The following is a 13,449-nucleotide window of genomic DNA, read 5'->3' as shown; positions in this document are numbered from 1 at the left end:
GGGCGGTCTTGCGGCCCAGCCCGTCGAAGTGCCGCCGGACATGCTCGACGGCCTGCTCGGCTCCCGACACGACGGTCGAGGCGGGACCGTTCACCGCGGCGATCGCCACGTCCGTACGGCTACCGCCCGCAAGCCCCGGGCTCTCGCCGAGCTCGGACAGGCACGTCAGGACCTCCTGCTCGGTGGCCTGGACCGCCGCCATCGCGCCACCCGGCGGGAGCGCCTGCATCAGCCGGCCACGCGCCTCCACCAGGGTGCAGGCGTCGGCCAGGGTGAACACCCCGGCCGCGTGGGCGGCGGCGACCTCGCCGATCGAGTGGCCGGCGAGCAGGTCCGGCCTCACGCCCCACGACTCCACCAGCCGGAACAGCGCCACCTCGACCGCGAACAACGCCGCCTGGGCATGAACGGTCTGGTTGAGAAGGTCCCGGTCGTCACCCCAGACGACCTCCCGCACCCCGGCCAGATGACGGGAGACCTCGTCGAACGCCTCCGCGAACACCGGGAACCGCCCATACAGCTCCCGCCCCATCCCCAGCCGCTGCGACCCCTGACCCGAGAACAGAAACGCCAACCCGCCCGCGCGAGCCATACCCTCAATCACCGCAGTGTCGGCCTTTCCGGCCGTCAGCGCGGAAAGCGCCTGAACGGTGGTGTCGTCGTCTCCGGCCAGCACCACGGCACGGTGGTCGAAACGCGACCGCGCCACCAGCGAATAGCCCACATTCACCAGCGCGTTCGCCGCCCCCTCCGCACCGGCCCCGCCCGTGCCGTTGAGGTGCTCCAGCAGGCGGCTCGCCTGCGCACGCAACGCGGCCTCGCTCTTGCCCGACAGCACCAGCGGCACCACACCAGGCGAAAGCACACTGTCAGCCGACGTCACCGAAGCGGCTTCGGAGCCGTCCAGGTCGACTCGCCCAGAATCCTCAGGCGAGCCGCCTGGGCCGGTCCGGCTCGCATCCACCAGATCACCCTGGTCAAGCACCACGCCACCGGCCGACGTCACCGAGGTGGCTTCGGCGGAATCGACCCGGCCGACTCGCCCAGACCCCTCGGACGAGTCCCCTGGGCTGGTCCGGCTTGCCGGGCCGGCTTCGGGGACGGGGTTGGCGGAGCCGGATGCCCCGCCCGCATCCGCCAGATCACCCTGTTCCAGGACCACGTGGGCATTGGTGCCGCTGATCCCGAACGACGACACCCCAGCCCGGCGCGCTCCCCGCCCCACAGGCCAATCAGCCTGCTCCGCAAGCAGCTCCACCGACCCCGCCGACCAATCCACATGCGACGACCGCACCCCGACATGCAAGCTCTTCGGCGCGACCCCGTGGCGCATCGCCATCACCATCTTGATCACCCCGGCGACGCCCGCAGCCGCCTGCGTATGACCGATGTTCGACTTCACCGACCCCAGCAGCACAGGGATTTCCCGACCCTGCCCGTAAGTCGCCAGCAAAGCCTGCGCCTCGATCGGATCGCCCAGCGTGGTCCCGGTGCCATGCGCCTCCACCACATCCACATCCGCCACCGACAACCCCGCCGACGCCAAAGCCTGCCGGATCACCCGCTGCTGCGACGGACCATTAGGCGCCGTCAACCCGTTCGACGCCCCATCCTGATTGACCGCACTCCCCCGCACCACCGCCAGAACACAGTGCCCGTGACGCCGCGCGTCCGACAAACGCTCCAGCACCACCACACCCGCACCCTCACCCCACCCCACCCCACCGGCATCCTCAGAGAACGCCCGGCACCGCCCATCGGCCGACAACCCGCCCTGACGCGAGAACTCCACGAACGTCGCCGGAGTCGACATCACCGTCACCCCGCCCGCCACCGCCAGCGAGCACTCCCCCGCCCGCAGCGCCTGCACCGCCAGATGCAGCGCCACCAGCGACGACGAACACGCCGTGTCCACCGTCACCGCAGGCCCCTCCAAACCCAGCGTGTACGACACCCGGCCCGACGCCACACTCCCCGCGCTGCCGCTGCCCCGGTAACCCTCGAACTCCCCACCCTCCAGCAGCGCGGCGTAATCCCCGTACATCACCCCCGCGAACACCCCGGTACGGCTCCCGCGCAGCGACAGCGGATCCATCCCCGACCGCTCGAACGCCTCCCACACCGTCTCCAGCAGCAGCCGCTGCTGCGCGTCGGTCGCCACCGCCTCACGCGGACTCATCCCGAAGAACGCCGCATCGAACTCCGCCGCCCGATGCAGAAACCCGCCGAACTGGGTGGCCGACGTTCCGGCCTGCTCACGATCGGCTCCGAACAGCGCCTCCAGATCCCAGCCCCTGTCCGAGGGGAATCCCGACACGGCGTCGGCGCCGTCCACGACCAGACGCCACAGGTCCTCCGGGGACTCCACGCCACCGGGGTAGCGGCACGCCATGCCGACGATCACGATCGGGTCGTCGGCCACCGACGTCACAGCGGGCACCTCGATCGGCGCAGCCGTACCGAGCAGCTCGTCCAACAGGAACCCGACCAGCGCCTCCGCCGACGGATAGTCGAACACCACGGTCGCCGGTAGACGCAGTCCCGTGGCCTTGCCCAAACGGTTCCGCAGCTCGACAGCCGTCAGGGAGTCGAAGCCGAGGTCCTGGAACGCCCTCTGGGGGTTCACCTCGGCCGCGTCCGTGTGGCCGAGCACCAGAGCGATCTGGCCTCGCACCACATCGAGCATCGCCTCACGGCGCTCCGCGGCGGACAGCGCCGCCATGCGGCCGGCGAGGTCAGTGGTCGCGCTCACCTCGGTCGCGGCTGAGCGGCGCGCCGGCGTACGGACCAACCCGCGGAAGATCGCGGGGATGTCGCCTTGCGCCCGGATGGCCGCGAGGTCCAGGCGGACGGGCAGGACCACCGGCTGCTCCCCGCCCGCAGTGGCGACGAAAGTGGCGTCGAACAGGTCGGTCCCCTGCTCTGGGGACAGCGTCGGCATGCCCATACGGGCGATGCGCTCGATCCCTGTTTCGGTGAGGCCGCGGGTCATGCCCGTCGCTGCCGACCACGGGCCCCAGGCCAGCGAGGACGCCGACAGGCCCCTTGCCCGACGGTGCCGGGCCAGCGCGTCGAGGAACGCGTTGCCCGCCGCATAGGCGGCCTGGCCCGCGCTGCCCAGCGTGCCCGCCACCGAGGAGAACAGGACGAAAGCGGAAATGTCGAGGTCCTTGGTGGCCTCGTGGAGGTTCCACGCCGCGTCCACCTTCGGCCGCAGCACGCCTTCAAGCCGCTCCGCCGTCAACGACGCGACCACCCCGTCGTCCAGCACCCCGGCCGCATGCACCACCGCCCCGATCGGATGACGGGCCACAAGGCCGGCGACAGCCGTACGGTCACCCGCATCGCACGCCTCCACCAGCACCTCGGCCCCGAGCCCGGACAGCTCCGCCACCAGCTCAGACGCGCCCTCCGACGCCAGGCCGCGACGCCCCACCAGCAGCAGACGCCGCACCCCATGCACGTCCACCAAGTGCCGGGCCACCACCCGACCGAGCCCACCCAGCCCACCGGTCACCAGAACAAACCCATCGCCGGCGAAAACCCCACCCAGCCCGGCGTCGGCCGGCCGTTCCTGCACCGCCCCACCGACCGCCGGACCGTCCACCGCTGGCGCTTGGTTCCGAGCGACGCCGCCGGGCTCAGCCGCGTCCCGACGTCCGAGGCCCGACACGCTCTGACCGTCTTGCGGTATCAGCTCTGATGCGGAGTCGCCCGGCAGCGCACGCCCACGCGCCGTCTCGTCCGGGTCCCGACGTCCGATGCTCACCCCGCTGCGACCGCCATCGTGGGCCGCTCGCGCTACCCTGGCCAGCCGGGCCGCCAGCACCTCGCCATCCCGCAGCACCAACTGCGGCTCATCCACCCCCAGCGCCCGCGAAACCAGGTCTCGGGAGTCCTCATCGGCCAGATCCACCAGGCCGAACCGGCCCGGATGCTCCAACTGCGCCGAACGCACCAGCCCCCACGCCGACGCCCCGGCCAGATCCTCCCCGGCCACGGCACCACGCGTCACCAGAACCAGACGCGACCCCGCGAACCGCCCATCGGCCAGCCAGTCATGCACCAACCCCAGCACACGTGCCGCAACGTCATGAACCGCCGCCACGACATTCGGCGAGTCGCCCGCCGTGGCGTGGTGTCCGGCTGTACACGCCGAACCGTTCCCGCCCACGGCTCCTGGAAGGCCTTGTCCGAACAGCGGGACCAGCACCACATCAGGCGCACTGGCCGCCAGCGCCTCCCAGTCGGAGACCACCCCGCCGGGAAGGCCCTCAGCCTCCCCGCCGAACACCGCGATACGACCACCCCAGGCCGCCCCCGACCCGACCCCGACCGGCCCGACCGGCACCCAGTCCAGCCGGAACAGCGAATCCCGGACAACCCCAGCCCCCACCGGCGAGATCGGCCGCACCGCCAGCGACCCCACCGACACCACCGCAGCACCCGCACCATCGGCCACCACCACCGACAACGCACCCCCACCCGCAGGCGACAGCCGTACACGCACCCGCGACGCACCCGACGCGTGAAGCACCACACCACCCCACGAGAACGGCACCCCCTCACCGCCACCCGCCGACACCACCGCATGCAGACACGCATCCAGCAGCGCCGGATGCACCCCGAAACCACCCGCGTCCACACCATCGGGCAGCGCCACCTCGGCGAACACCTCGTCACCGAGCCGCCAGGCCGCACGCAGCCCCCGGAAGGTGTCTCCGTATTCGAGCCCTTCACCCGAAAGCCGGTGATAAACACCCGGGATGTCCAGCGGTTCCGCGCCTGCCGGCGGCCACATCGAGGCGTCGAACGGAACGGGAACCGATCCGGTGGCCGATCCGGTGGCGAGGACGCCTTCGGCGTGGAGAGTCCACACATCGTCGCCGTGACGGGAATGGATGCTGAGGGGACGCCGTCCGGAGCTGTCCGGCTCGCCCACCCATATCTGGATGGGGACGCCGCCCTGCTCCGGCATCACCAGCGGGGCCGCAAGGGTCAGATCCTCCACCAGGTCACAGCCGACCTGGTCTCCCGCGTGTAGCGCCAACTCCAGCAGTGCCGTACCGGGCACCAGCACGGAACCCTGCACCTGGTGGTCGGCGAGCCATGGGTGGGACTGGACGGAAAGCCGTCCGGTGAGCAGGAAACCGTCGGCCTGGACCAGCTCGACTGCCGCGCCCAGCAGCGGATGCGCTGCGGCCTCAAGCCCGGCGAACCTCACATCACCCGCGTGTCCGGGGAAGGCCGCAGGCCAGTACCGCCGGCGCTGGAACGCGTACGTCGGCAGGTCGACCCATCCGGCCCCCATTCCAGCGAAGACCGAGGACCAGTCGACACGCACACCGCCAACGTGGAGCCGGGCAAGTGCGTGGAGTGCGACCTCCTCCTCACCACGATCCTTACGCAGGACGGGGACGAACACGGCACCCTCGCCGACCGACTCGGCGGCCATCGCGCTCAACACGCCGTCAGGCCCCAGCTCCAGGAACCGTGTCACGCCCTCGTCTCGGAGCGTACGGACACCGTCGGCGAACCGTACGGCCTCGCGCACGTGACGCACCCAATACTCCGCCGAGCACAGATCCTCGGCGACCGCGACGCGGCCCGTCAGGTTGGACACGACCGAAGTCTCCGGGGCGCTGAACGACAGGCCCTCCACCACCGCCCGGAACTCGTCCAGCATCGGATCCATCAACGGCGAATGGAACGCATGCGACACCCGAAGCCGCGACGTCTTCCTCCCCAGCCCCTCGAAATGCCGCCGGACCCGCTCGACGGCATCCTCACCCCCGGAAACCACGACCGAGGCGGGCCCGTTCACCGCCGCCACGGCCACACCGTCCGAGCCGAGCTCGGACAGCACCTCCTCCTCGGTAGCCTGAAGAGCCGCCATCGCCCCACCCGCCGGCAACGCGTCCATCAACCGGCCCCGCGCCCCCACCAGCACACACGCATCCGGCAGCGAGAACACCCCCGCCGCATGCGCCGCCGCCACCTCGCCGATCGAATGCCCGGCCACCAGGTCCGGCCGCACCCCCCACGACTCCACCAGCCGGAACAGGGCAACCTCGACCGCGAACAAACCGGCCTGCGCATGGACCGTCCGATCCAGCAGCTCGGCATCCTCGCCCCAGACGACTTCGCGAACGCCGGGCAGCAGTCGGCAGACCTCATCGAACGCCGCCGCGAACACGGGGAACCGCTCATGCAGCTCCCGGCCCATCCCCAGCCGCTGCGACCCCTGCCCGGTGAACAGGAACGCTGTCCTGCCCTCGCGTGCCGTACCCTCGACCGCCGCAGCGTCGCTCTGCCCCGCCGCGAGCGCCGACAGGGCCCGGGTCGCGATCTCTCCAGCTCCGGCTATCACCACTGCCCGATGTGCGAAGAGTGAACGGGTGGTCACCAGCGACCGCCCCACATCCGTCAACGCAGCCATCTCCCGCCGACCCGCCTCGCCCGGCTCGGAGAGCGACATGCCTTGCATGAGGGCCGACTCGTGCGACCGCGTGCCGTCCATGTGGGCGAGCAGGCGGGCCGCTTGGGCGCGCAGCGCGGCCTCGCTCTTGCCCGACAGCACCAAAGGCACCGCACCAGGCGAAAGCACACCACCGAACGGCACCGCCGGACCATCCGCGTCTGAGCCGGATGCGCCGGATGCGCCGCCCGCATCCACCGGGTCGCCCTGTTCGAGCACCACATGCGCGTTCGTGCCACTGATCCCGAACGACGACACCCCCGCCCGACGCACCCCCCGCCCCACAGGCCAATCAGCCTGCTCCGCAAGCAGCTCCACCGACCCCGCCGACCAATCCACATGCGACGACCGCACCCCGACATGCAGACTCTTCGGCGCCACACCGTGCCGCATCGCCAACACCATCTTGATCACCCCGGCGACCCCCGCAGCCGCCTGCGTATGACCGATGTTCGACTTCACCGACCCCAGCAGCAGCGGCACCTCCCGCCCCTGCCCATACGTGGCGATCAGCGCCTGCGCCTCGATCGGATCACCCAGCGTGGTCCCGGTGCCATGCGCCTCCACCACATCCACATCCGCCACCGACAACCCCGCCGACGCCAAAGCCTGCCGGATCACCCGCTGCTGCGACGGACCGTTCGGCGCCGTCAACCCGTTCGACGCGCCATCCTGATTGACCGCACTCCCCCGCACCACCGCCAACACCCGCCGCCCGGCACGCCGAGCCTCCGACAACCGCTCCAGCACCACCACACCCGCACCCTCACCCCACCCCACCCCACCCGCATCCTCAGAGAACGCCCGGCACCGCCCATCGGCCGACAACCCGCCCTGACGCGAGAACTCCACGAACGTCGCCGGAGTCGACATCACCGTCACCCCGCCCGCCACCGCAAGCGAACACTCACCCGCCCGCAGCGCCTGCACCGCCAGATGCAGCGCCACCAGCGACGACGAACACGCCGTGTCCACCGTCACCGCCGGCCCCTCCAAACCCAACGTGTAAGACAGCCGACCGGAGGCGATGCTTGGAGCACTGCCGTTCCCCCGGAACCCCTCGTATTGTTCGCCCGCGAGGATGTCCCGGTAATCGGTGTACATCACCCCCGCGAACACCCCGGTACGGCTCCCGCGCAGCGACAGCGGATCCATCCCCGACCGCTCGAACGCCTCCCACACCGTCTCCAGCAGCAGCCGCTGCTGCGCGTCGGTCGCCTCCGCCTCACGCGGACTCATCCCGAAGAACGCCGCGTCGAACTCGGCGGCCTGGTGCAGGAATCCGCCGGAACGCGTATACGAGGTGCCGGCCCGCTCCCGGTCGGAGCTGAAAAGCGTCTCCAGATCCCACCCGCGGTCGGAGGGGAAGCCCGAGACCGCGTCGGTGCCGTCCGCGACCAGACGCCACAGGTCCTCTGGGGACTCCACCCCGCCGGGGTAGCGGCACGCCATCCCCACGATCACGATCGGGTCGTCGGCCACCGACGTCACAGCGGGCACCTCGATCGGCGCAGCCGTACCGAGCAGTTCCTCCAGCAGGAACCCGGCCAGCGCCTCCGCCGACGGGTAGTCGAACACCACGGTCGCCGGTAGACGCAGCCCCGTGGCCTTGTTCAACCGGTTCCGCAGTTCGACGGCCGTCAACGAGTCGAAGCCCAGGTCTTGGAACGCCCGCCCCGGGTCCACCTCGGCGGGACCCGCGTGCCCGAGCACCAGCGCGGTCTGGCTGCGGACCAGGTCGAGCAGAAGGTCACGGCGGGCAGCGGGTTCGGCCGCGGTCAGACGTCCGGCGAGGCCGACCGTGACCGGCGAGCCTGTGCCGCCGGACCGGCGCGCACGAGGGCGGACGAATCCACGCAGAAGCGATGGAATCTCGTCTTGCGTTCGCAGTACGGCGAGGTCGATGTGGGCCGGTACGACGACAGGTTCGCCCGTCGTGAGGGCGGCATCGAAGAGCGCCGTGCCTTCGGCCGGGGTGAGATCAGGCATGCCGGTACGGCTGACGCGTTGGAGGTCGGTTTCGGAGAGCGTGGCCGTCATGCCGCTGCCGGGCGTCCACGGGCCCCAGGCGAGGGAGACGGCAGGCAGGCCGTGTGCCTGCCGGTGCAGTGCGAGGGCGTCGAGGAAGGTGTTACCAGCCGCGTAGTTGGCCTGCCCCGGTCCACCGAAGACACCGGACACCGAAGAGAAGAGGATAAATGCGGAAATATCGAGGTCCTTGGTGGCCTCGTGGAGGTTCCACGCCGCGTCCACCTTCGGCCGCAGCACGCCTTCAAGCCGTTCCGGTGTCAACGACGCGACCACCCCGTCGTCCAGCACCCCGGCCGCATGCACCACCGCCCCGATCGGATGACGGGCCACAAGGCCGGCGACAGCCGTACGGTCACCCGCATCGCACGCCTCCACCAGCACCTCCGCCCCGAGCCCCGACAACTCCTCCACCGTCTCGGCCGCGCCCTCGGTGGCCAGGCCCCGGCGCCCGACCAGCAGCAGACGCCGCACCCCACGCGTGGTGACCAGATGCCGGGCCACCACCCGACCAAGCCCACCCAGCCCACCGGTCACCAGAACAAACCCGTCACCGGCGAAAACCCCATCGTCGGCCGGTCGTCCCTGCGCCGCACCGCCGACCGCCGGACCGTCCGTGCCGGTCGCATCCTGACGACCGGGACCCGACAAATCCGACAGACCCGACATATCAGACGTGCCCTGGTCTCCGGAGCCGTCCGGCGCCACGTCCCAACGCCCGGCAGTCCCGCCTTCGCCACCACCGTGGACCGGTCTCGCCACCCTGGCCAGCCGGGCGGCCAGCACCTCACCATCCCGCAGCACAAGCTGCGGCTCATCCAAGGCCACAACGCGGGGCAGCAAGCCGTACGACGCCTCATCCTCCACGTCCACCAAACGGAAACGGCGGGGATGCTCCGACTGCGCTGAACGCACGAGCCCCCACAGCGACGCGGCGACCAGGTCGCGGCCGGAGACCGCGCCCCGGGTGACGAAAACCAGCTCCGACGCCGCATAACGCTCATCGGCCAGCCAGGTCTGGACAAGGCCGAGCACGTGCGCCGTCGCCGCGTGCACGGACCGCACTACGCCGCCGTTGTCCGTCCCAGGCGCGACGGCGACCAGCACTGCGGCCGGGACCTCGGCCGCGGCCAGCGATTCCCAGTCCGCGTGCACCTCGGCGTCCACGGCCAGGACGTCCGGCCCGAGCACCGCGATCCGGGGCGTGTCGGCCACGTCGGCGGGCAGCCGTACGGGCTTCCACTCGACGCGGAACAACGAGCCCTTGCCCCCGTCACCGACGGCCCGCGCCGACGATGCGGGACGCAACACCAACGACTGTACGGTGGCCACCAATCCGCCCGCCGTGTCGGCGACGGCGACGGACACCGCGTCCGCGTCGGTCCGTACGACTCGGACGCGCAGCGCATCGGCGCCCGACGAGTGCAGCGACACTCCTTCCCATGAGAAGGGGACGATGCCGTGCGGCAACCCGTTGAAGGCCGTGACGTGCAGTGCCGCGTCGAGCAGTGCGGGATACAGGCCGAACGCCCCGGCATCCGCCGGGTCGGGCAGGGCGACCTCGGCGAAGATCTCGTCGCCCTTGCGCCAGGCCGCGCGGAGCCCCTGGAACTGCGGGCCGTAGGCGAAGCCGACGTCAGACATCCGCTCGTACAGGCCGTCGAGCTCGACCTGTTCCGCACCGAGGGGCGGCCAGACGGACGTGTCGAAGTCGGCCGCCTGGGCGCTGTCACCGAGGACGGCGGTCGCGTGCCGGACCCACTCCTGTTCGCCGTCGCGGCGGGAGCGAATGTCGAGCGTACGGCGGCCCGCCTCGTCGGCCGCCGCCACGCTCAACCGCAGGTTGACGCCTCCCGTGGCGGGGATGACCAGCGGCGCGGCAAGCGTCAACTCTTCGACGCAGACGCACCCCACTTCGTCCCCGGCGCGGATCGCGAGCTCCAGGAACGCGGTGCCCGGCAGCAGGATCGACCCCAGGATGACGTGGTCGGCGAGCCATGGGTGGGACTGCACGGACAGACGCCCGGTGAACAGCACTCCGCCGCCATCGGGCAGGTCGACGGCGGCGCCGAGAAGCGGGTGGTCCGCCGTTTCCAGGCCGGCCGCGCTGACATCGCCGGGCGAGGTGGCGGCGGTCGGCCAGAAGCGCCGTCGTTGGAACGCATACGTCGGCAGGTCGACATGCCGCGCGCCTGTCCCCGCGTAAATCTCGGCCCACCGCACCGGCACGCCGGACACGTGCAGGTGCGCCATGGCGGCGAGTGCCGTCCGCTCCTCGCTTTCCCCGCGCCGCAACGTCGGGGTCACCACGGCCGCGTCCGGCGCCGACTCGGCGGCCATCGCGCTCAACACGCCGTCGGGCCCCAGCTCCAGGAACCGTGTCACGCCCTCGTCTCGGAGCGTACGGACACCGTCGGCGAAACGTACGGCCTCGCGCACGTGACGCATCCAATACTCCGCCGAGCACAGATCCTCAACGGCCGCGACCCTGCCCGTCAGATTGGACACCACCGGAAGGGACGGCGCGTGAAGCGAAAGCTCCGCCACCACCGCCCGGAACTCGTCCAGCATCGGATCCATCGACGGCGAATGGAACGCGTGCGACACCCGAAGCCGCGACGTCTTCCTCCCCAGTTCCTCGAAATGCCGCCGGACCCGCTCGACCGCCTCCGACACACCCGACACCACCACCGACGTCGGCCCGTTCACCGCCGCCACGGCCACACCGTCATCCCGGCCGAGCTCGGCCAGCACCTCCTCCTCGGCGGCCTGGAGCGCCACCATCGCCCCGCCCGCCGGCAACGCGTCCATCAACCGGCCCCGCGCCCCCACCAGCACACACGCATCCTCAAGCGAGAACACCCCGGCCACGTGCGCCGCCGCCACCTCGCCGATCGAATGCCCGGCCACCAGGTCCGGCCGCACCCCCCACGACTCCACCAGCCGAAACAGCGCCACCTCGACCGCGAACAACGCCGCCTGCGCATGAACCGTCCGATCCAGCAGCTCGGCATCCTCGCCCCAGACGACTTCGCGAACGCCGGGCAGCAGCCCGCACACCTCATCGAACACCGCCGCGAACACCGGGAACCGCTCATACAGCCCCCGGCCCATCCCCAGCCGCTGCGACCCCTGCCCCGAAAAGAGGAACGCCGTCCCCCCACCGCAGGCGGCGCCTTCCACAGCACCGGCGTTCGCCGACCCGCCCGCCACCGCCGAAAGCCCCCCGCTCACCCCTGCCGAGGCCGCGGCCAAGACCACGGCCCGGTGAGTGAACACCGACCGCGTCGCCGCCAGCGACAGGCCGACGTCCGCTAGAGCGGCGATCCCCAGCCGGTCGGCACCGCGGTCGGCACCGCGGTCGGCACCGTGCGACGCTGTGCCCTGCTCGTGCGCGGTCGCCCCAATCCCGTCCAGGTGAGCGAGCAGCCGGTCCGCCTGCGCACACAGCGCCGCTTCGCTCTTCCCGGAAAGCACCAGCGGCACCACCCGATACGGCCCCGCCGGTTCGATGTCCACCGGCTCGGCCGGCCGGTCGCCTTCCTCCATGACCACGTGCGCGTTGGTGCCGCTGATGCCGAAGGCGGAAACCCCTGCCCGGCGGGGGCGGCCGGTCGCGGGCCACGGGGTGAGCCGGGTGAGCAGCTCGACGGCTCCGGCCGTCCAGTCGATGTGGCTGGACGGCGTGTCCACGTGGAGGGTCGGGGGCAGGAGCCCGTGCCGGAGGGCCATGACGGTTTTGATGACGCCGGCGATGCCGGCGGCGGCCTGGGTGTGGCCGAGGTTGGACTTGACGGCTCCGAGGAGGAGCGGCCGGTCGCGGTTCTGGCCGTAGGCGGCGAGGAGGGCCCCGGCTTCGATGGGGTCGCCGAGGCGGGTGCCGGTGCCGTGGGCTTCGACGGCGTCGACCTGGTCGGGGGTGAGGTGGGCGTTGGCGAGGGCGGCGTTGATGACGCGCTGCTGGGAGGGCCCGTTGGGTGCGGTGAGGCGGCTGCTGGCGCCGTCCTGGTTGACGGCTGTGCCGCGGATGACGGCGAGGATCCGGCGCCCGCGCCGCCGAGCGTCGGTGAGGCGTTCGAGGAGGACGACGCCGGCGCCTTCGGACCAGGAGGTGCCGTCGGCCGCGTTGGCGAACGGCTTGCTGCGCCCGTCGGGGGCGAGGCCGCGCTGGCGGGAGAACTCGGTGAACAGGCGGGTGGTGGGCATGACGGCGGCGCCCCCGGCGAGAGCCAGGTCGCATTCGCCGGTGCGGAGCGCGCGTACGGCGAAGTGCAGGGCTACCAGGGAGGAGGAGCAGGCCGTGTCGACGGTGACGGCGGGCCCTTCGAGGCCGAATGTGTAGGCGATGCGGCCGGAGAGCACGCTGACGGCGCCCCCGGTGAGCTGGTGGCCTTCGGTTTCGCCGGTCTGCCTGGCGAGCGATCCGTAGTCGGTGTCGGCGCCGCCGATGAAGACGCCTGTGGTGCTGCCGTGCAGCGTGCCGGGGGCGATGCGAGCGTGTTCGAAGGTCTCCCAGGCGGTTTCGAGGAGCAGCCGCTGCTGGGGGTCCATGGCGAGCGCCTCGCGCGGCGCGATGCCGAAGAAGTCGGCGTCGAAGTCGGCCGCGATGTCGATGAAGCCGCCGTGCTTGACGTAGCTTTTGCCGGGCGTGCCGGGCAGGGGGTGGTAGAGCCGGTCGAGGTCCCACCCCCGGTCGGCGGGGAGCGGGCCGATGGCGTCGCCGCCGTCCGCGACGAGCCGCCACAGGTCCTCGGGCGTCCGAACGCCGCCGGGGAAACGGCAGGCCATGCCGATGACGGCGACGGGTTCGCTGTCGCGCGCCTCGACCGATTCCAGCCGCTGCTTGGTGCGCCGCAGGTCGGCGGTGACCTTCTTGAGGTAGTCGCGGAGCTTGTCCTCGGACGAACCAGCCATGGACGGGAAACCTCGCTGTTCGGGATGGA

General features: G+C 71.5%; 1 protein-coding gene. It reads right to left on the bottom strand.

Annotated features, from left to right (window positions below; translation table 11 throughout):
- The coding region (locus BLQ73_RS33950; protein WP_143020195.1) for a type I polyketide synthase at nucleotides 1–13,420 on the bottom strand (13,420 nt) is incomplete at its 3' end.
- Between the last annotated feature and the right edge of the window lie 29 nt (nucleotides 13,421–13,449).

Source organism: Sinosporangium album, from assembly GCF_900100605.1.
Taxonomy (GTDB): Bacteria; Actinomycetota; Actinomycetes; order Streptosporangiales; family Streptosporangiaceae; genus Sinosporangium; species Sinosporangium album.
This window is presented reverse-complemented; position numbering and strand designations above follow the sequence as displayed.